This is a genomic window from Actinoplanes sp. NPDC026623, from assembly GCF_040638275.1.
Lineage (GTDB): Bacteria > Actinomycetota > Actinomycetes > Mycobacteriales > Micromonosporaceae > Actinoplanes.
In genome coordinates, this window is sequence record NZ_JBEZXZ010000002.1 from 105847 (window position 1) to 125779 (window position 19933).

The 19933-nt window shown below is 72.1% G+C and carries 14 protein-coding genes; 5 read left to right on the forward strand and 9 right to left on the reverse strand.

The annotated features are described in order from the left end of the window. Positions 1–32 precede the first annotated feature (32 nt). The 5 genes from rlmB to AB0F10_RS01230 form a co-directional block, all read right to left on the reverse strand. Complete coding sequence (gene rlmB / locus AB0F10_RS01210) at positions 33–1154, reverse strand: 23S rRNA (guanosine(2251)-2'-O)-methyltransferase RlmB (RefSeq protein ID WP_360619679.1); 1122 nt, start codon at positions 1152–1154, stop codon at positions 33–35. Next, complete coding sequence (cysS, locus tag AB0F10_RS01215; RefSeq protein ID WP_360619681.1) at positions 1154–2569, reverse strand: cysteine--tRNA ligase; 1416 nt, start codon at positions 2567–2569, stop codon at positions 1154–1156. The genes rlmB and cysS overlap by 1 nt, the downstream gene beginning before the upstream one ends. A gap of 89 nt (positions 2570–2658) precedes the next feature. After that, entirely contained in the window at positions 2659–4059 is a 1401-nt protein-coding gene (locus AB0F10_RS01220; protein ID WP_360619683.1) for a class II fumarate hydratase, read from the reverse strand. 35 nt (positions 4060–4094) lie between these two features. Beyond that, positions 4095–7067: a BTAD domain-containing putative transcriptional regulator gene (locus AB0F10_RS01225; protein ID WP_360619685.1), complete on the reverse strand. Its 2973-nt coding sequence runs from the start codon at positions 7065–7067 to the stop codon at positions 4095–4097. Further along, complete coding sequence (locus AB0F10_RS01230) at positions 7067–10027, reverse strand: BTAD domain-containing putative transcriptional regulator (RefSeq protein WP_360619687.1); 2961 nt, start codon at positions 10025–10027, stop codon at positions 7067–7069. Before AB0F10_RS01230 ends, AB0F10_RS01225 begins: the two co-directional genes overlap by 1 nt. A 316-nt stretch (positions 10028–10343) precedes the next feature. Here AB0F10_RS01230 and AB0F10_RS01235 point away from each other — a divergent pair, with 316 nt between their 5' ends. Then, positions 10344–10868, forward strand: a complete 525-nt coding sequence (locus AB0F10_RS01235) for a hypothetical protein (RefSeq protein ID WP_360619689.1) — start codon at positions 10344–10346, stop codon at positions 10866–10868. 13 nt (positions 10869–10881) lie between these two features. On the opposite strand, the gene AB0F10_RS01240 is transcribed toward AB0F10_RS01235, so the two are convergent. The 3 genes from AB0F10_RS01240 to AB0F10_RS01250 form a co-directional block, all read right to left on the reverse strand. Then, positions 10882–12558 carry a fumarate hydratase gene (locus AB0F10_RS01240; protein ID WP_360619690.1) on the reverse strand — a complete coding sequence of 559 codons (1677 nt, stop codon included), beginning with the start codon at positions 12556–12558 and terminating at the stop codon, positions 10882–10884. A gap of 71 nt (positions 12559–12629) precedes the next feature. Beyond that, positions 12630–13946: a hypothetical protein gene (locus tag AB0F10_RS01245; protein WP_360619691.1), complete on the reverse strand. Its 1317-nt coding sequence runs from the start codon at positions 13944–13946 to the stop codon at positions 12630–12632. A gap of 62 nt (positions 13947–14008) precedes the next feature. Continuing rightward, entirely contained in the window at positions 14009–14494 is a 486-nt protein-coding gene (locus AB0F10_RS01250; RefSeq protein WP_360619693.1) for an Lrp/AsnC family transcriptional regulator, read from the reverse strand. 88 nt (positions 14495–14582) lie between these two features. On the opposite strand from AB0F10_RS01250, the gene hppD reads away from it, so the two are divergent. From hppD to hisC, 4 genes are read left to right on the forward strand one after another with little or no spacing between them, the layout of a single operon-like run. Beyond that, positions 14583–15737, forward strand: coding sequence for a 4-hydroxyphenylpyruvate dioxygenase (gene hppD, locus AB0F10_RS01255; RefSeq protein ID WP_360619694.1), 1155 nt, complete (start codon positions 14583–14585; stop codon positions 15735–15737). Positions 15738–15747: 10 nt separating this feature from the next. Beyond that, the gene (locus tag AB0F10_RS01260) at positions 15748–16494 is read left to right on the forward strand and encodes an RDD family protein (protein WP_360619695.1); all 747 of its coding nucleotides are present in this window, start codon (positions 15748–15750) and stop codon (positions 16492–16494) included. Next, a complete protein-coding gene (locus tag AB0F10_RS01265) occupies positions 16491–17624 on the forward strand; it encodes an RDD family protein (RefSeq protein WP_360619696.1) in 1134 nt (377 codons plus the stop codon). Before AB0F10_RS01260 ends, AB0F10_RS01265 begins: the two co-directional genes overlap by 4 nt. After that, on the forward strand, positions 17621–18697 hold the full coding sequence (gene hisC / locus AB0F10_RS01270) for a histidinol-phosphate transaminase (protein WP_360619698.1): 1077 nt from the start codon (positions 17621–17623) through the stop codon (positions 18695–18697). The genes AB0F10_RS01265 and hisC overlap by 4 nt, the downstream gene beginning before the upstream one ends. Positions 18698–18733: 36 nt before the next feature. Here the strand turns inward: hisC and AB0F10_RS01275 are convergent, their stop codons facing one another. Then, positions 18734–19930 (reverse strand): MFS transporter, encoded by a 1197-nt coding sequence (locus AB0F10_RS01275; RefSeq protein ID WP_360619700.1) that lies wholly within the window; start codon positions 19928–19930, stop codon positions 18734–18736. Between the last annotated feature and the right edge of the window lie 3 nt (positions 19931–19933).

Below are 19933 nucleotides of genomic sequence, written 5' to 3' on the forward strand. Positions count from 1 at the left end.
ACCCGGCCCGTCACGTTACAGGCAGGACGCTCCTACCCGTAGATGCGGCGGCGGGAGACCTCGGCGAGGGTGACCGCGGCGGCGACGCTGGCGTTCAGCGACTCCACTTCGGACATCATCGGGATGCTCACCCGCAGGTCGCAGGTCTCCCCGACCAGGCGGGACAGGCCGCGGCCCTCGGAGCCGACCACCACCAGCAGCGGGCCGACCGCGGCCTCGAGCTGGTAGAGGTCCGTCTCGCCGTCCGCGTCCAGCCCGATCGCGGTGAAGCCGGCCTGCTGCGCGGCCTTGATCGACCGGGTCAGGTTGACCACCTGCGACACCGGCACCCGCGCGGCCGCGCCGGCGCTGGTGCGCCAGGCCGTCGCGGTGATGCCGGCCGCCCGGCGCTCGGTCATGAAGACGCCGTGCGCGCCGAACGCGGCCACCGAACGGATCACGGCGCCCAGGTTGCGCGGGTCGGTCACCCCGTCGAGCGCGACCAGCAGCGGCGCGGTCTGCTCCATCGCCGCGGCCACGAGGTCGTCGAAGTTCTCGTACGCGAACGGCGGGACCTGCAGGCCGACGCCCTGGTGCAGGACGCCGCCGGTCATCCGGTCGAGCTCGAGGCGGCTGATCTCCAGGATCGGGATGCCCCGGTCACCGGCGGTCCGGACGATCTCGGAGACCCGGTCGTCGATGTCGATGCCCTGCGCCACGTAGAGCGCCGTCGCCGGGATCGATGCGCGCAGCGCCTCGGTCACCGGGTTGCGGCCGAGCAGCAGCTCCGGGCCTTCCTTGGTCGGGTTCGAGCGGCGCCCGGGGGCGATCCTCGGCCCGCTGCGACCCTGCACCCGGCCGCCGCGCTGCGGAGCCGGCCGGCCGCTGGCGCCGCGGCCACCGCCCCGGCCCCAGGTGGTGTCCTTGCTGCCCGGGACGCCGATCTTGGGCGCCCGGCCCTCGGCGGCGGCGGCGCGCCGCTCCTTGTCCTGCTTACGGGCGGTCTTCTCGGGGAGCTTCTCGGTGCCCGAGTAGCCCTTGTGCCACGGGCGCTCGTCGGCGGGCAGGGTCTTGCCCCGGCCCTTGAGCCCGGCCCGGTTCTTGCCGCCGGAGCCGCCCGACGCGCCCTTCTTGGCGGTGACGCGCTTGCTCACATTGAAGGAATTTCCCGGCATCAGTGCTGCTCTCCTACCGTCCAGCGCGGCCCGGCCGGAGTGTCCTCCACCTGAACTCCCGCGTTCTTGAGCTGGTCGCGGACCGAGTCGGCCGCCGCCCAGTCCTTGCGTGCCCGCGCCTGCGCGCGTTGATCGAGTGCGAGGGCGACAAGCGAGTCGACGATCGGCTTGAGGTCGCCGCCGCTCTCGCCGGAATGCCACGCCGGGTCGATCGGGTCGAGGCCGAGGACGCCGAGCATGGCGCGCACCTCGGTCAGCGCGGCGCGGACGCCGGTCTCGTCGCTCGCGGCCAGCGCGGTGTTGCCCTCGCGGATCGTGTCGTGCACGACCGCCAGCGCCGCCGACGTGTTGAGGTCGTCGTTCATCGCCGCGGTGAACGCCGGCGGCACGTCCTTGGGGCGCCCGGTGCCGACGACCTCGACGGCCCGGTGCACGAAGCCCTCGATCCTGCGGTATGCCGTGGCGGCCTCACGCAGGGCGTCGGCCGAGTAGTCGATGCACGAGCGGTAGTGCGGCACGCCCAGGTAGTAGCGCAGCTCGACCGGCCGGATGCCCATGGCCAGCACGGCCTGCACATCGATGACGTTGCCCAGCGACTTGCTCATCTTGGACTCGCCGAGATTGAGCAGCGCGTGGTGCACCCAGTAGCGGGCGAACGGCAGCCCGCCCGAGCGGGACTGGGCGATCTCGTTCTCGTGGTGCGGGAAGGTCAGGTCGAGGCCGCCGCCGTGAATGTCGAACTCGGCGCCGAGGTAGCGCCGGGCCATCGCGGAGCACTCGATGTGCCAGCCGGGCCGGCCGCGGCCCCACGGGGAGGCCCAGGAGGCGTCGCCGGGCTCGTCGGCCTTGACGCCCTTCCACAGGGCGAAGTCGGCCGGGTGCCGCTTGCCCCGCTCGGGCGTCCCGCCGGCGGACAGCATGTCCTCCGGCCGCTGCCCGGAGAGCGCGCCGTACTCCTTGAAGCTGGGCACGTCGAAGTAGACGTCGCCGTTGCCCTCGGCCGACTCGTAGGCGTGCCCGCGCTCGATCAGCTCGCCGATCAACTCGTGCATCTCGGTGATGTGCGCGGTGGCGAGCGGCTCGTAGGTGGGCGGCAGCACGTTGAGCGAGCGGTAGTCGGAGTCGAGGACGAGCTTGTTCGCGTACGCGATCGCCCAGAAGGGGCGGCCCGTCTCCAGCGACTTCACGAGGATCTTGTCATCGACGTCGGTGATGTTGCGGATGAAGGTGACCTCGAGGCCGATGTGCAGCAACCAGCGGCGCAGCACGTCGTAGTTGACGGCGGAGCGCAGGTGCCCGATGTGCGGTATCGACTGCACGGTGAGACCACACAGGTAGATACCGACCTGACCGGGCGTCATCGGGACGAAGTCCCGGACGGATCGGGTCGCGGTGTCATGCAGGCGGAGCGTCACCGTACAAGGGTACCGACCCTCGCGAGCAAGTAACGTTCCGCCCGAGCGCGGGTTATCCACAGCCTCGTCCACAGGCCGGCGGGTGCCGATCAGGGGCGCGTCATCCGCAGCACGTCCAGGGTCGCGTCCAGGTCCTCCTCGGTCAGCACCCCGCTGGCGACGTGGCCCCGTTCGATCACCACCGCGCGGATGGTCTTGTCCTCCCGCAGCGCCTGCTTCGCGATCGCGGCCGCCTCGTCGTAGCCGAGATACCGGTTCAGCGGGGTGACGATCGACGGCGAGCCCTCGGCGTAACCGCGGACGACCTCGTGGTTGACCTCCAGGCCGGCGATGCAGCGGTCCGCGAGCATCCGCGCCGCGGCGGCCAGCAGCTTGATCGACTCGAGCAGGTTGCGGGCCATCACCGGGAGCATGACGTTGAGCTCGAAGTCGCCCTGGCTGCCGGCGAACGCGACCGCCGCGTCGTTGCCGATGATCTGGGCGGCCACCTGGCGCACCGACTCGGGCACCACCGGATTCACCTTGCCGGGCATGATCGACGAGCCCGGCTGCAGGTCGGGCAGGCGCAGTTCGCGCAGGCCGGCGCGCGGGCCCGAGCCCATCCAGCGGATGTCGTTGACGATCTTGTAGAGGCTGACCGCGACGACCCGCAGCTGCCCGGACGCCTCGACCAGCGCGTCCCGGGCGCCCTGCGCCTCGAAGTGGTTGCGCGCCTCGCTCAGCGGCAGCCCGGTCACCTTGTGCAGCAGCAGGATCACGGCCGGGGCGAAGCCGGGCGGCGTGTTGACGCCGGTGCCGACCGCGGTGCCGCCGAGGGGTAGCTCGGCGAGCCGCGGCAGCGTGTCGGTGAGCCGGTCGATGCCGTTCTGCACCTGCGCCGCGTACCCGGAGAACTCCTGGCCCAGGGTGACCGGCGTCGCGTCCATCAGGTGCGTCCGGCCGGCCTTGACCACCTCCGCCCAGTCGTTGGCCTTCGCGCTCAGCGCGGCCACCAGGTGGTCGAGGGCCGGGATGAGGCTGCTGGTGACGGCCTCGGTGGCGGCCAGGTGTATCGACGACGGGAAGACGTCGTTGCTGGACTGCGAGGCGTTGACGTGGTCGTTCGGGTGCACCGTGCGGCCCAGCTCACGCGAGGCGAGCGTCGCGATGACCTCGTTGGCGTTCATGTTCGACGACGTGCCCGAGCCGGTCTGGAAGACGTCGATCGGGAACTGATCGTCGTGGCCGCCCTCCGCCACCTGCCCGGCGGCGGTCATGATCGCCTTCGCGACGTCTCCATCCAGTACGCCCAGAGCCGCGTTGACCTGCGCGGCCGCCCCCTTGATCTGGGCCAGCGCGCGGATGTGCGAGGGCTCGAGGCCGCGCCCGGAGATCGGGAAGTTCTCCACCGCCCGCTGGGTCTGCGCCCGCCACAGGGCGTCGGCCGGGACCCGGACCTCGCCCATCGTGTCGCGTTCGATCCGGTAACCGCTGTCGTCAGTCGTCGTCACCGTTCCATCCTGCCCCCGTCGCGCGGGGTATGCAGTCAATCCGTGCCACTCTCCAGCGCCGCCAGCCGCCGCTCGACGTCGAGGCGCTCCGGGGCGTCCATCCGGGTGAACAGCGCCAGCGCCTGTGCCCAGCTCCGGCGGGCGGCGGCGGGATCGCCCGCGGCCAGGTCGACGGCGCCGCTGCCGGTCAGCGCCACCGCCCACTCGTACGGATACCGGTTCGCGACAAGGTGAATCGCTTCGTCGCAGCTCACCCGCGCCTGAGCGAACTCGCCCGAGGCCAGCAGCACCTCGCCGCGATACGAGCAGAAGAGCGACTTCAGGCGCTGGTGCCTGACCCGTTCGGCGATGACGATCGCCTGCCCGAGCAGCTCGAGCGCCGCCGCCGGCCGGCCCTCGGCGAGCTCCAGCAGCGCCAGCTCGGCGAGCGACTCCGATTCGCCGATCGCGTGCTCGGCCGCCCGGTTGAGCCGCAGCGCGACGCGCAGCATCCGACTGGTCGTGCCGACGTCCGCGCCCTGCCGCCGCTTGACCCCCGCGATGTTCAGGAACGAGTACGCGAGGCCGGCGGTCTCCTTCATCTCGATCGCCAGCTGCAGCCGGAGCCGGAAGCACCGCAGCGCCTGCGGCAGCCGGCCGAGCCGCGCGTGGGCGATGCCGCAGTGCTCCAGCCGCAGCGCGACGTTCATCAGGTCGTCACGGGCGATCCGGCTCACCGCCTGATGGGTGGCGAGCGCCTCGAGCGTCTCGAGCATCTCGGCGTTGCGGCCCTCCGACGCGTGGAGACCCGCGAGATTGAGCAGCAGCGTGGACATGCCCCGGTCGTCGCCCAGCGCGCGCCGGATCCGGATGGCCTCCTCCAGGAGCGCGCGGACCTCGGCGTGGCGGCCGAGCCGCAGGGCGCAGGACGCGAGGTAGTTCGCGACCGTCGCCACCGCGGCCTGGTCACCGATGTTCCGGGCCGTCTCCAGCCCGTGGGCAAGCAGCAGCTGGATCTCGGTGTGGTAGCCGCGCGTGTACAGGTACCGCCAGGCGGCCCGCGGGAGTCGCCAGGCGAAGTCGGGCCGGTCGATGGCGAGGGCGGCGTCGACGAACGCGGGCAGGTATGGCCGCTCGCGTTCGAGGTGCCGGCCGGGATCGTCGAGCGCGGCCAGCAGGTCGGGCCGGTCCGGCCGCCCGAGCCGCAGGTCGCGGTCCAGGTGCTCGCGACGTTGCCGCGGAGTCCAGGCCGCGATCGCGTGCAGGTGAAAGTCGAGGAGACCGGCGACGACGGCGGCACGTTCGCCGGCCGGGAGCTCCCCGGCGAGCGCGGCCGCATACTGCCGCAGCAGGTCGTGCAGCCGGTACAGCTCGGGCTCCGGCTCCTCGATCAGGTTCACGTCCACCAGGCCGTCCAGGGCATCCCGGGTGTCGTCCAGCGGCAACCCGGTCAGCGCCGCGACCGCCAGCGGCTCGAACCGCTCGCCCGGGTGCAGCCCGAGCAAGCGGAACACCCGCTGTTCGCGCTCGGGGAGCTGGGCGTACGAGAGGGTGAAGGCGCTCGCCACCGTCCGGTCCTCGGCGGCCAGCTCCGGCAGCGCCGACTCGCCCAGCCGCCGGACCAGGTCCGCCACCCGCCACCGGGGCCGATGCACCAGCCGGGAACCGGCGAGCCGGATCGCCAGCGGCAGCCGCCCGCAGCGGTGCACCACCTCGAGGGCCGCGTTCGGCTCCGCGGCCACCCGCCCACCGGCGATCTTCTCCAGCAGCACGAGCGCCTCGGACACGCCGAGCACCGGCAGGGACTCCAGGCGCACGCTGTCGAGGCCGACCAGCCGGCGGCGGCTGGTGATCAGGCTGAGGCTGCCCGCCGAGTTGGGCAGCAGCCGGCCGACCTGCACGCTGGACGCCGCGTTGTCGAAGACCACCAGCGCCCGGCGCCCGCTGAGCTCGGTGCGCCACAGCGCGGACCGCTCCTGCGTGCCCGCCGGGATCCGGTCCGCCTCGACGCCGAGCTGGCGCAGCAGGATCAGCAGCGCGGCGCCGGGCTCGAGCGGCTCGTTCTCGCTGTGCCCCTGCAGGTCGAGGAAGAGGTGGGCGTCCGGGTAGCCGTCGCCCAGCCGGTTCGCGACGTGCAGGGCCAGCGTCGTCTTGCCGCTGCCGGCCATGCCGTCGATCATCAGCACGGTCGGGCCGTGTGCGGCGCCCGCCCCGGCCGCCGCGAGCAGCCGGGCGACGGCGTCGTCGCGGCCGGTGAAGTCGGCAACCGTGCGCGGCAGGCAACGCGGCGGGGACGGCGCGGCGGACGGAGTGTCCTCGGCGGCCAGGATGCGCCGGTGGGCCTCCCGCAGCGCCGGGCCGGGATCGACGCCCAGCTCCATCTGCAACAGATCACGCGCCCGGCGGAACTCGGCCAGCGCCTCGGCCTGCCGACCGGCCCGCTCCAGCGAGAGCATCAGCTGCGCCCGCAACCGCTCACGCAGCGGAAACCGCTCCACCAGACCCGTCAGCTCCGCCACCAGATTCCGATCGTCACCACCGCCAAGCTCCAGATCCGCCCAGTCCTCCACCGCGACCGCATACCGCTCATCCAGGACCGCAGCCCGCTGCCGGACCGCACGCGAATCGAGACCGACCAGCGCCGGGCCCCGCCACAAGGCCAGCGCCTCCCGCAACGACTTACGGGCAGTCTCCGCCTCGGCCACCCTCCGCGCCTGGCCCACCAACCGGGTGAACACGACGGCGTCGAGATCGTCGTCATCCAGCCGGATGCCGTACCCGGCGGGATCGGTCAGGATCACGCCCGCCGGCAGCATCCGGCGCAGCCGCGAGACACACGTCTGCAACTGACCGCGCGCGGTGGCCGGCGGGGCTTCATCCCAGACCGCGTCGATCAGATCGTCGGCACCCACGATCTCGCCCGGGTGCAGCAGGAGCATCGCCAGCACGACCCGGTCCCGGCCGGCGGTGATCGCGATCTCCCGCCCGCCGTCGATCACGCGCAGGGCACCCAGAATGCCGAATCGCATCAGGTCACCCCGGCTTCCAGCCGGCGCTCGACGTCGAGGCGCTCCGGTACGCCCATCCGGGTGAAGAGCTCCAGCGCCTGCGCCCAGAGTTGCCGGGCGGACGCGGGGTCGCCGGCGGCCGCGCGGACGGACCCCTTACCGGCCAGCGCCGTCGCCCGCTCGTACGGGTACCGGACGGCCGTCAGCCTCAGCGCGTGGTCGTAGCTCTCCCCGGCGCCGGTGATCTCCCCCGACGCCAGCAGCACCCGGCCCTGGTAGCTGCGGTATTGCGCCTCATAGCGGCGGTTCTCGATGCGCTCGACGATGGAGGTGGCCTGCCGGAGCAGGTCGAGCGCAGCCGCCGGCCGGCCCTCCGCGTGGCACAACAGCGCCAGCTCGGCGAGCACCTCCGATTCACCGACCGCGTGGCCCTCCGCGCGATACAGCCGAAGAGCCGCCGCCAGCATGCGCCTGACGATGTCGACGCTGCCGCCGAGCTTCCGCTTGACCACCGCGAGGTGCAGGAAGACGTTGGCGACGCCCACGGTCTCCCGCATCTCGATCGCCATCTGGAGCCGGATCCGGAAGACCTGCTGGGCCCGCTCCAGCCGGCCGAGGCGCATGTTGCCCACGCCGTCGCAGTTGTAGCGGAAGGCGATGTTCAGCCGGTCATTACGAAAGGACGCGCTCTGCAGTGCCCACTGGGCGGCGGCAAGCTCGACCATCTCGACGAAGCGGCCCTCGGTCTCGTAGATGGCGCCGAGATTGTTCATCGCCGTGGACACTCCCGAGTGGTCACCCAGGTCCCGCCGCAGCCGGACGGCCTCCTCCAGGAGCGCCCGCGCCTCGTCCTCGCGGCCGAGGCGGTAGGCGGACGAGGCGAGGTAGTTGGCGGCCGTCGCCACCGCGGCCTGGTCACCGGCGTTCCGCGCCGTCTCCAGCCCGAGGCGGAGCAACCTGTCGATCTCGTTCACGTAGCCCCGGGTGTACAGGTGCCACCAGGCCGCCCGGGGGATTCGCCAGGCGAAGTCGGGCCGGTCTGCGGCGAAGGCGGCGTCGACGAACGCGGGCAGGTAGGGCCGCTCGCGCTCGAGGTGCCGGCCGGGATCCGCGAGCGCGGCCAGCAGGTCGGGCCGGTCCGGCCGCCCGAGCGGCAGGTCGCGGTCCAGGTGCTCGCGACGGGACGACGGGTTCGACGCCGCGATCGCGTGCAGCTGGAAATCGAGCAGGCCGGCGACGGCGGCGGCACGGTCGCCGGCCGGGAACTCCCCGGCGAGGGCCGCCGCATACTGCCGCAGCAGGTCGTGCAGCCGGTACAGCTCGGGCTCCGGCTCCTCGATCAGGTTCACGTCCACCAGGCCGTCCAGGACGTCCCGCGCGTCGTCCAGCGGCAGCCCGGTCAGCGCCGCGACCGCCAGCGGCTCGAACCGCTCGCCCGGGTGCAGCCCGAGCAGCCGGAACACCCGCTGCTCCCGCTCGGCGAGCTGCACATAGGACAGGGTGAAGGCACTCGCCACCGTCCGGTCCTCGGCGGCCAGCTCCGGCAGCGCCGACTCGCCGAGTCGCCTCAGCAGGTCGGCGACCCGCCACCGGGGCCGATGCGCCAGCCGGGAACCGGCCAGCCGGATCGCCAGCGGCAGCCGCCCGCAGCGGCGCACCACCTCGAGGGCCGCCCCCGGCTCGGCCGCCACCCGATCCCCGACGATCTTGGCGAGCAGGGCGACGGCCGCCGGCTCGTCCAGCACCGGCAGCGACTCCGGGTGCACGCCGTCGAGCCCGACCAGCCGGCGCCGGCTGGTGACGAGGCAGAGGCTGCCCGGCGAGGTGGGTATCAACCGGGCGAGCTGGGCGCTCGACGCGGCGTTGTCGAGGACCACCACGGCCCGCAGCCCGGAAAGCTGCTGGTGCCAGAGGTCTGCCCGTTCGATCAGGTCCGCCGGGATCCGGTCCGCCGCGACGCCGAGCTGCCGCAGCAGGGTGAGCAGGGCGGCGGCGGGCTGGATCGGCTCGTTCTCGCTGTGCCCCTGCAGATCGACGAAGAGCTGGGCGTCCGGATGTCTCTCCGCGCTCCGGTTCGCGACGTGGACCGCCAAGGTGGTCTTGCCGCTGCCGGCCATGCCGTCGATCACCAGCACGGTCGGGCCGTCGGCGGCGCCCGCCCCGACGGCGGCGATCAGCCGGCGGACCGCACCGTCGTGGCCGGTGAAGTCGCCGACCGCGCGTGGCAGACAGCGGATCGCGGCCGCTACCGCGGGCTCGGGCGGGGCGTCGCCGGCCAGGATGCGCCGGTGCGCCTCCCGCAGCGCCGGGCCGGGATCGACGCCCAGCTCCATCTGCAACAGATCACGCGCCCGGCGGAACTCGGCCAGCGCCTCGGCCTGCCGACCGGCCCGCTCCAGCGAGAGCATCAGCTGCGCCCGCAACCGCTCACGCAGCGGAAACCGCTCCACCAGACCCGTCAGCTCCGCCACCAGATTCCGATCGTCACCACCGCCAAGCTCCAGATCCGCCCAGTCCTCCACCGCGACCGCATACCGCTCATCCAGGACCGCGGCCCGCTGCCGGACCGCACGCGAATCGAGACCGACCAGCGCCGGGCCCCGCCACAGGGCCAGCGCCTCCCGCAACGACTTACGGGCAGTCTCCGCCTCGGCCACCCTCCGCGCCTGGCCCACCAACCGGGTGAACACGACGGCGTCGAGATCGTCGTCATCCAGCCGGATGCCGTACCCGGCGGGATCGGTCAGGATCACGCCCGCCGGCAGCATCCGGCGCAGCCGCGAGACACACGTCTGCAACTGACCGCGCGCGGTGACCGGCGGGGCTTCATCCCAGACCGCGTCGACCAGAATGTCGGCACCCACGATCTCGCCCGGGTGCAGCAGGAGCATCGCCAGCACGACCCGGTCCCGGCCGGCGGTGATCGCGATCTCCCGCCCGCCGTCGATCACGCGCAGGGCACCCAGAATGCCGAATCGCATCAGGTCACCCCTGTTCCGCACGTCGATGGAAGCGACGATAGCGAATGCGGCGCAGAGATCGGTCGGCGACGACAGCGGAACGAGAGCGAAACGAGAGTGTCGTCACTCAGCCTGTCAGGCAGGCCGTTCCGCTCCGGATGTCTTGACATCGCCCCAGACGGAGCGGAACGGCTTGAACGGGGGGTGTTCAGCTCGCCCGGGGCAACGTCCCGGGCGGGCTGTTCGCGTATGGAGGGATTACGCCCGGTTGGACGTCGCCCGGGGTGGAACGTATCGTCGCGAAGGGTTTGGACTCCCCCGACGAACAGGATCTGTCATGCGAAGCGCCCTTCTCGCCGTTTCCCTGTGCGGCCTGCTCCTCACCGGAGCCGCCTGCGACAGCGGCGGCGACGGCGACACGGAGACCATCGCCGAGACACCCGCGTGGGAAACCCCGACGACGCCGGCCACCACCGTAGCGGCGCCGAACTACTACGCGAACACCCGCGCGGTCTGCACCGCCCTCGACAAGGTCTTCAATGCGGACGTGGCCGAGTTCGGCACCGCCATGGGCCGGATGATCGCCTACAAGGAGGCGAAGCAGACCGACGAGGCCGAGCAGGCGCGCAAGGCGGCGAGCAAGGAGCTCAAGGAGGTCGGCGCGAAGATCCGCCTGGAGACCTCGAAGGCCAAGGATCCCGACCTCAAGGAGGCGGGGGCGATCTCGGCGACCAAGTTCTCCAGGAGCGCCGCGGACAAGGCCCTCTTCGACAAGGTCAAGACCACCAAGGACCTGAACGCGACCCTCGTGACCAAGATGCCGGACTGGATGGACCCGGTCGCCGGCCTCTGCGCCACCTGAGCCCGCCCCGCCGCTACGGCCGGCTACCCACCTGAAGAACATTCTTGGGGCGGGTGACCTCGGCGAAGAAGTCGTTGCCCTTGTCGTCCACGACGATGAACGCGGGGAAGTCCTCGACGTCGATCTTCCAGACCGCTTCCATCCCGAGCTCGGGGTACTCCAGCACCTCGACGTGCCGGATGCAGTCCTGTGCGAGCCGGGCGGCCGGCCCGCCGATCGAGCCGAGGTAGAAGCCGCCGTGGCTCTGGCAGGCCTTGGTGACCTGGCCGGAGCGGTTGCCCTTGGCCAGCATCACCAGCGAGCCGCCCGCGGCCTGGAACTTCTCCACGTAGGCGTCCATCCGGCCGGCCGTGGTCGGCCCGAACGAGCCGGACGCGTAGCCCTCGGGCGTCTTGGCCGGGCCGGCGTAGTAGACCGCGTGGTCACGCAGGTACTGCGGCATCGGCTCGCCCGCGTCGAGACGCTCGGCGATCTTCGCGTGGGCGATGTCGCGGGCGACGACCAGCGAGCCGGTCAACGACAGCCGGGTCTTGACCGGATACTCGCTGAGCTGGGCGCGGATCTCGGCCATCGGCCGATTCAGGTCGACCCGGACGACCTCGTCGGTCTCCAGCGCCTCGTCGGTGACGTCCGGCAGGAAGCGCGCGGGGTCCGGCTCGAGGCGCTCGAGCCACACGCCGGACGGGGTGATCTTCGCGAGCGCCTGGCGGTCGGCCGAGCAGGAGACCGCGATCGCCACCGGGCAGGAGGCGCCGTGCCGCGGCAGCCGGATCACCCGGACGTCGTGGCAGAAGTACCGGCCGCCGAACTGGGCGCCGATGCCGAAGTCGCGGGTCAGCTCGAGGACGGCCGCCTCCAGCTCGACGTCGCGGAAGCCGTGCGCGGTCATCGACCCGGTACGCGGCAGGTTGTCCAGGTACTTGGCGCTGGCCAGCTTCGCGGTCTTGAGCGCGTACTCGGCGCTGGTGCCGCCGATGACGATGGCCAGGTGGTACGGCGGGCACGCGGACGTGCCGATGAGCCGCAGCTTCTCGTCCAGGAACTCCATCATCCGCGCCGGGTTCAGCAGCGCCTTGGTCTCCTGGTAGAGGTATGACTTGTTGGCCGAGCCGCCGCCCTTGGCCATGAAGAGGAACTTGTAGGCGTCCGGCTGGCCGCCGGGGTCCTCGGCGTAGAGCTCGATCTGCGCGGGCAGGTTGGAGCCGGTGTTGCGCTCGTCCCACATCGTCAGTGGCGCGAGCTGCGAGTAGCGCAGGTTCAGCCGGGTGTACGCCTGGTAGACGCCGAGCGCGATGGCCTGCTCGTCCATGCCGTCGGTCAGCACGTGCCGGCCGCGCTTGCCCATGACGATCGCCGTGCCGGTGTCCTGGCACATCGGCAGGACGCCGCCGGCCGCGATGTTGGCGTTGCGCAGCAGGTCCCGGGCGACGAAGCGGTCGTTCGGGGAGGCCTTCGGGTCATCGATGATGGCCCGCAGCTGCGCGAGGTGCGCGGGGCGCAGGAAGTGGGCGATGTCGTGCATCGCCTCGGCGGTGAGGAGCGTCAGCGCGTTCGGGTCGACGGTCAGGAACCGTCGGCCGCCTGGCCCCTCGACCACGTCGACGCCCTCGTCCGAGAGCAGTCGGTACTCGGTCAGGTCGTCATTTAGCGGCAACAGCGGTGAATACGAGAAAGCGGCGGCTCTGCTCATGACGGGCAAGCCTAGGCCAGCCCGGGCACCACGCGCGAACCCACCGGGTCAGGCACGGCAAACCCGTTCGATCAACCCGCGGGCGAGCCCCTGAACGCCAGGTAGGCCATGTCCCGCCCGGAGACCAGAATCATGCCGGCGGCACCGACCGCGAAGACCTTCGCATCGGTACGCGCCTCGGTCAGCACGGCACCGGTACGCGGGCTCATCGCGATCACCCGCGGCGGCTTCGTCTCGGCCACGACCGCCGCGTACGGGGTCAGCGCCGCCTGCGCCCCGGCGCCGATCGGCCGCTTCCAACCGACCCGGCCGCGGCCGAACGAGCGGGCCGCCAGCGTCGCGGAGTCCGCGCTGCGGATGAGCGCGTACGAGTCGTCGACGGCGAGCACGTTCTGCCCCTTGTCGCCGTGCCAGAGCACCCGCCCGTCGTGCGCGGCGATCAGCTCCTGCCGGCCGACCGGGTCGACGCCGAGCACGACGCTGTAGCCGCCCGCCGGGTCCCGGTCCTGCTTGCAGGCCGAGCCGTTGTCGGCGGTGCGCAGGTTGAGCCCGTCGCGCTGCCACACCGCCTGGCCGTTGGGCGGGTCGTGCGCGATGACGCTGTAGTAGCAGGTGCCGTCGCGCGCCTCGCCGGTGACCGTGAGGATGCGGCTGCCGACCACGGTGACGCGCTGGTCCCGGCCGGGCGTGCGGGTCTGCACGACCCGGCCCTGCGCGGTGTCGATCACCTGCACCTTGCCGTCGCCGGGCAGCCCGATGAGGCCGGGCAGCGGCCTCGGCCCGGCCGTGCCGGCGGTGAACTGCGACGAGGTGAGCGGCCGGGTGTCGGGCAGGTCGGGGTTCGAGGCGTTGAACACGAAGCCGATGCCCGGCACGGCGATCGTCCACATCGGCCGGACGCCGCGCGGCTCCCAGGCGCTGAGCTCGCATTCGGCCGCCCCGGAGCAGCGCAGGTCGAGGACCGCGTCGGCGTAGGTCCAGACGGCCGTGGCCTCGGTGTCCCGGCGCCGGACCGTGCCGGTGGCCGGGTCGAGGACCTCGTAGCCCTTGGTCAGCAGCCGCCCGACGACCACGACCGCGTCGCCGTCGGTGCCCGCGACCCCGGCCCAGTCGGCGTCCGACTTCCAGAGACTCACCCCGGCGGTGATCCCGTACGCCTCGACGGAGGTCCGGTATTCGACGACGATCGCGCCGCCGCTGATCGTGATGCTCCGCGGCGATCCGCCGATGGTGGTCTGCCAGGTGGCGACGCCCTCGGCGATCGGATCACTCTGGTTGATCCAGGACCAGATCTTCGGGAACGGATTCCACACCCCGGTGGTGGCCAGGACGATGACGACCACGACGCCGACCAGCGCGTAGCCCTTCGCCGACCCGCCGGAAGCCACGCGGACACGGTAACGAGATCGACATGACTCGACGACGAGCCCGAAACGCCCGTGTCGCGGAGTTATGCCCCGCTTGCCGCCTTGACCAGCGGCATCGTGCGGTAGGGGATCTGCTCGGCCAGCGCGATGATCGTCGACGCCCGCAGGATCCCCTCATACGCCAGGATGGTGTCGATCACCCGCTGCAGGTCGGCGTTGGAGCGCGCGACGATCCGGCACATCAGGTCGCCGCTGCCGGTGATCGTGTGCGCCTCCAGGACCTCCGGGATGTCGGCCAGGTGGGTGGTGACGGCGGTGTGGCCGTAACGCTGACTGATCTCCAGGGTCACGAAGCTCATCACGCCGTAGCCGATCGCGGCCGGGGAGACCTCCGGGCCGAAGCCGCGGATCGCGCCGCGCGCGGTCAGCTTGTCGAGGCGGGCCTGCGCGGTGCCGCGGGCGACCGCGAGCCGGCGCGACAACTCGAGCACGCCGATGCGCGGCTCCTCGTCGAGCAGCGCGAGCAGCCTGCCATCGAGGGCGTCGAGATGAACATCCTGTACAGCCATGGTGCCTGTGTACTCTACCGATTGCGCATACTGATCAGCAAAAGTTTCGACTATTGCCCACAGGACGGCGACGAGCAAGCCTCTGGGCATGACCCAGGTGATGGAAACCGCCACAGAGACCGTCGACGTCTTCCCCGTCAAGGGAGTCGACCACCTCCAGTTCCTGGTCGGCAACGCGAAGCAGGCCGCCCACTACTACTCGACCGCCTTCGGGATGACCTGCGTCGCGTACCGCGGGCCGGAGCAGGGCTTCCGCGATCAGGCCGAATACGTGCTGGTCAGCGGGTCGGCGCGGTTCGTCGTCACCGGCGCGGTGCACGCCGGCGCCCCGGGTGCCGAGCACGTCGCCCGGCACAGCGACGGCGTACGCGACATCGCCCTGGCGGTCCCGGACGTGGACCGGGCCTACGCCCACGCGGTCTCCGCGGGTGCCCGCGGCCTCGTCGAGCCGCACGACCTCTGCGACGAGCACGGCGTCGTCCGGCTGGCCTCCATCGCCGCCTACGGCGACACCGTCCACACGCTTGTCGACCGGTCGAAGTACGACGGCCCGTTCCTGCCCGGCTTCGTGGCCCGCGACCCGATCGTCGACCGCCGGCCCGCGATCGACGCCGGCCTGCAGCCCAAGCGCTTCTTCCAGGCCGTCGACCACGTCGTCGGCAACGTCGAACTCGGCAAGATGGACGAGTGGGTCGCGTTCTACGGCCGCGTCATGGGCTTCACCAACATGGCCGAGTTCATCGGCGACGACATCGCCACCGACTACTCGGCGTTGATGTCCAAGGTCGTCGCCGACGGCACCCGCAAGGTCAAGTTTCCGCTCAACGAGCCCGCCGTCTCGAAGCGCAAGTCGCAGATCGACGAGTACCTCGAGTTCTACGGCGGCCCGGGCGCCCAGCACATCGCGGTGGCGACCAACGACATCCTGGGCAGCGTCGACGCCATGCGCGCGGCCGGCCTCGAGTTCCTCGACACCCCGGACTCGTACTACGACGACCCCGAGCTCCGGGCCCGGATCGGCGAGGTCCGCGTGCCGATCGAGGAGCTGAAGAAGCGCTCGATCCTGGTCGACCGCGACGAGGACGGCTACCTGCTGCAGATCTTCACCCGGCCGGTGCAGGACCGCCCGACGGTCTTCTTCGAGCTGATCGAGCGGCACGGCTCGCTCGGATTCGGCAAGGGCAACTTCAAGGCCCTGTTCGAGGCCATCGAGCGGGAGCAAGAGCTGCGCGGAAACCTGTAACACTGTCTCCGTGACGCAAGCGAACGACGACTCGGTGCGGGCCGTGGGCCACCCGCCTGCCGGTGGGCCGGCCCGCGCCCCGGTGCCGCCTCAGGCCGGCGGCCCGCCCTTTGGTGGTCCGCCGCCCGGCCCCCAGCCGGGCAATCCGTTCCCACCCGGCCCCTGGCCGGGCGGCCCGCCGCCCCCGTACGGGTATTACGGGCCGCCGCAGCACTACGGGTGGCGCGTGCCGCTGGCACCGGACGGGCGGCCGCTTGCCGACTTCGGCACCCGGCTGCTGGCCCACCTCATCGACGGAGCCATCCTGACCGTCATCGCGATGATCGTCTTCGTGCCGGCGATCCTCCTCGTCACGGTGAACCTGATGCCGGACTTCCCGGAACCAGGGCAGGCCTACGAGCCCGGCGCTACGGTGCACTTCGATTTCGTCGGGTTCCTGCTGCCGCTCCTGCTGCTCGAGCTCGGGTTGGTCGTGCTGCTGCTCGCGGGGTATTACGTCTACTACGTCGAGATGATGTTCCGCAGCGGCCAGACCGTCGGCAAGCGGCTGATGAAGATCCAGGTGATCCCGATCGACCCCCGCGAGACCCTGACCCGCGGCATGGCCGCGAAGCGATACGCCGTCGAGTTCATCGGCGGGGTGATCGTGCCGTTCTTCAGCTACGTCGACGGCCTGTGGCAGCTCTGGGACAAGCCCTACCAGCAGACCCTGCACGACAAGGCCGCCAAGACCGTCGTGGTAAAGGTTGCGCCATGACTTCGCTGCCCGCCGGTTGGTACAAGGACCCGGCCGACCCGACCACCCAGCGCTGGTGGGACGGCGACGGCTGGCTCGGCAAGGCCATCCCGGCCGACGCGACCCCGCCCGACGGCCCGCCGCCCGCCGAGGAGGAGGAGCCCGCCGCACCGCTCACCGCGGCGTCCTCCACGTCCTCCCCGCCCGCCACGCCCGCCGCGCCTCCCGCTGCACAGCCGGGTTGGGGCACGCCCGTCGCGAGCGACCCGCCGCCGGGCTGGCAGCCGCCGCCGGGCTATCAGCCGCCACAGGGCTATCAGCCACCACCCGGATGGCAGGCGCCGCCGGGTTGGCAGCCACCGCCGGGCTATCAGCCGCCGCCCGCCGATCAGGCCCCGCCGGGCTATCAGCAGCCGCCGCCCGGATGGACTCCACCGCCCGGATGGACTCCGCCGCCCGCGGGCTGGGTTGCCCCGCCGCCACCGGGCTGGCAGCCGCCGCCCGGGTGGCAGCCGCCGGCCGGCTGGGCGCCGCACGCCTACGCCTACCCGGTGCAGGCCCGCCCGCACGGCCAGCAACTGGCGGGTCTCGGCCGCCGCCTGGTCGCCCGGCTCGTCGACATCGCCGCCGTGCTGTTCCTGAACGTCCTGGTCAACGGCTGGCTGGCGTACCAGTGGTGGCTCGAGGTCGAGCCGGTGTTCCGCTCCGCGATGTCCGAGCCGTTCACCTCCACCCCCGAGCCGCTCTCGCAGCGCTCCAGCTACCTGATCCTCACGATGCTCTTCGTCGCGACGGCGCTCTGGTTCGCGTACGAGGTGCCGGCCCTGGCGAACAGCGGGCAGACCCTCGGCAAGCGCCTGCTGCAGGTCAAGGTCGTGCGGCTGGAGAACACCGACCAGCTCGGCTTCGCCCGGGCGTTCCGGCGCTGGGCCCGGCTCGGCATGTGGACGCCGCTCTGGACCTGCTACGGCCTGGGCTTCGCGGCCCAGATGATCGTCTCCGGCTGGGTCCTCTTCGACCCGAAGCTGCACCAGGGACTGCATGACAAATCGGCCGCGACGGTGGTCGTGGCGGTGCCGTCCGGCCGGGCGGCGAAGCAGGCCGCGGCGACGCCCGACCACGCCGACGACTCGACCGGAGGACAAAGATGAGCAGGCTGACCCGAGCCGACCTGGAGGCGCTGCCCGCGTACGTGCCGGGCCGCAGCGTCGCCGACCTGGCCCGCGAACTGGGCATCGCCGAGGCGATCAAGCTGGCCAGCAACGAGGTGCCGTTCGGCCCGCTGCCGGGCGTGGCCGAGGCGGTGGCGAAGGCGGTCACCGAGTCGCACCGCTACCCGGACATGGGCGTGATCGCGCTCCGTGCTCGCCTGGCGGAACGCTACGGAGTGGACCCCGATCGCATCGTCACCGGCTGTGGCTCGGTCGCGCTGGCCGAGCACCTGGTCAAGGCGACCTGCCTGCCGGGCGACGAGATCGTCTACTCGTGGCGCTCGTTCGAGGCGTACCCGATCATCGCGGCGGGCGCGGGCGCGACGAGCATCCGCGTCCCGAACACCCCGGAGCACGGCCACGACCTGCAGGCGATGGCGGACGCCATCACCGACCGCACCCGCCTGGTGATCGTCTGCAACCCGAACAACCCGACCGGCACCAGCATCCGCAAGCAGGAGCTGGACCGCTTCCTGTCCCGGGTCCCGTCGGACGTGCTGGTCGTCCTCGACGAGGCCTACCGGGAGTTCGTCACGGACGAGCAGGTCCCGGACGCCCTGGAGACATACGGCGACCGCGCGAACGTCGTCGTCCTGCGCACCATGTCGAAGGCCTGGGGCCTGGCCGGGCTGCGGGTCGGCTTCCTGGTGGCCCAGCCCGAGGTCGCGGCGGCGATCCGCAAGGTGCTGACCCCGTTCTCGACCAGCCTGGTCGCCCAGGCGGCGGCGCTCGCGGCGCTGGACGCGGAGGCCGAGGTGACCCGCCGCTGCGCGCTGGTCATCGCGGAACGCGACCGGGTCACGGAGGCGCTCCGCAAGCTCCTCCCGGACGTACCGTCCAGCCAGGCGAACTTCGTCTGGCTCCCGCTGGGCGACGACGCGGTGGGGTTCGGCGCGGCCTGCGAGAAGCGGGGTGTCATCGTCCGCCCGTTCGCGGGCGACGGCGTCCGCGTCACGATCGGCAAGCCGGAGGAGAACGACGCCTTCCTGGCCGCGGCCGAGGCGGCCCGCTGACCGGAGCCGGTGCGGCGCGGGGCATCCCCGCGCCGCTCAGGCCGGGACCGGCACCTCCTCGGGTGCCGGCATGCGGGCCGGGAAGGTCTGCCGGGACGCCAGCACCACCAGGACGGACACCAGGGTGAGCACCGCGGCCACGGCCGGCAGCCAGCCCAGCAGGCCGGCCCGGACGAGCCGCTCGCCGAGCAGCGCCCCGCCGCCGATGCCGACCTGGAACGCGACCACGTAGACCGCCGAGGCGGCGTCGCGGGCATCGGGCGCGACGCGCAGGATCGCCGCCTGCAGGATCACCGGGATCGACGTGACCGCGCCGCCCCAGGCGAGCACCGCGAGCACCGTCGGCACCGCGCCCAGCACCGGGATCAGCACCGCCAGCGAGACCACCATGACGCCGGCCAGGGCCGCGAGCAGCGTCCGGGGGCGTCGGTCGACGAACCGGCCGACGATCCAGTTGCCGAGCAGGCCCGCCGCGCCGTAGCCGAGCAGCAGCGCGCTCAGCCCGGCACCCTCCACGTCGCCGTCGCGCCGCACCATCGGCGCGATGTAGGTGTACGCCACGAAGTGGCCGGTCACCAGCGCCACCGTGACGAGGCAGATCACCGCGACCGACCGGCGGTAGCCGATCCTGATCGACGCCTTCAGCTGGGCGCCCGCGCGCACGGCCAGGTCCCCCGGCAGCGCCGGCAGCCTCGGCAGCACCGCCAGCACCGCCGCAACGCAGATCGCGGCGGCGCCCGCGAGGACGCCCAGCGCGACCTCCCAGCCGAGCCGCTGGCCCAGCGCGGTGCCGAGCGGAACGCCCAGCACGATCGCCAGCGAGTTGCCGAGGAAGACCAGCGCCGTGGCCCGTCCGGCGCGGCCGGACGGCACGAGCCGGGCCGCAACCGGGGCGATCGTGGACCAGAACACGCCGTGCGCCATCGCGCAGATCAGGCGCGACAGGGTGAGGATGGCGAACGTAGCCGCGAAAACGGCGATGAGCTGGGAGATTGCAAGAATCGCCATGGTCGTGGCGATGAGCAGGTGCCGCGGCACCCGCATGGTGAGCGCGGTCAGCGGAATGGTGGTCAGTGCCGCCACGGCGGCGTAGCTGGTCAGCAGCAGACCGACCGATGCCTCGCTGACCGACAGGCCCGCGGCGATCTGCGGCAGCAACCCGACCGGGATGGTCTCCGTGGTGACAAAGACAAAACAGGAAGCGCCGAGCACGAAGAGTCCGCCGCGGTTCACGGA

What these genes read in the sequence shown, in the direction of transcription:
- rlmB (WP_360619679.1), bottom strand. Translation starts at nt 1,154, where the DNA reads ATGCCGGGAAATTCCTTCAATGTGAGCAAGCGCGTCACCGCCAAGAAG.
- AB0F10_RS01225 (WP_360619685.1), bottom strand. Translation starts at nt 7,067, where the DNA reads ATGCGATTCGGCATTCTGGGTGCCCTGCGCGTGATCGACGGCGGGCGG.
- AB0F10_RS01230 (WP_360619687.1), bottom strand. Translation starts at nt 10,027, where the DNA reads ATGCGATTCGGCATTCTGGGTGCCCTGCGCGTGATCGACGGCGGGCGG.
- AB0F10_RS01235 (WP_360619689.1), top strand. Translation starts at nt 10,344, where the DNA reads ATGCGAAGCGCCCTTCTCGCCGTTTCCCTGTGCGGCCTGCTCCTCACC.
- AB0F10_RS01240 (WP_360619690.1), bottom strand. Translation starts at nt 12,558, where the DNA reads ATGAGCAGAGCCGCCGCTTTCTCGTATTCACCGCTGTTGCCGCTAAAT.
- AB0F10_RS01250 (WP_360619693.1), bottom strand. Translation starts at nt 14,494, where the DNA reads ATGGCTGTACAGGATGTTCATCTCGACGCCCTCGATGGCAGGCTGCTC.
- hppD (WP_360619694.1), top strand. Translation starts at nt 14,583, where the DNA reads ATGACCCAGGTGATGGAAACCGCCACAGAGACCGTCGACGTCTTCCCC.
- AB0F10_RS01265 (WP_360619696.1), top strand. Translation starts at nt 16,491, where the DNA reads ATGACTTCGCTGCCCGCCGGTTGGTACAAGGACCCGGCCGACCCGACC.
- hisC (WP_360619698.1), top strand. Translation starts at nt 17,621, where the DNA reads ATGAGCAGGCTGACCCGAGCCGACCTGGAGGCGCTGCCCGCGTACGTG.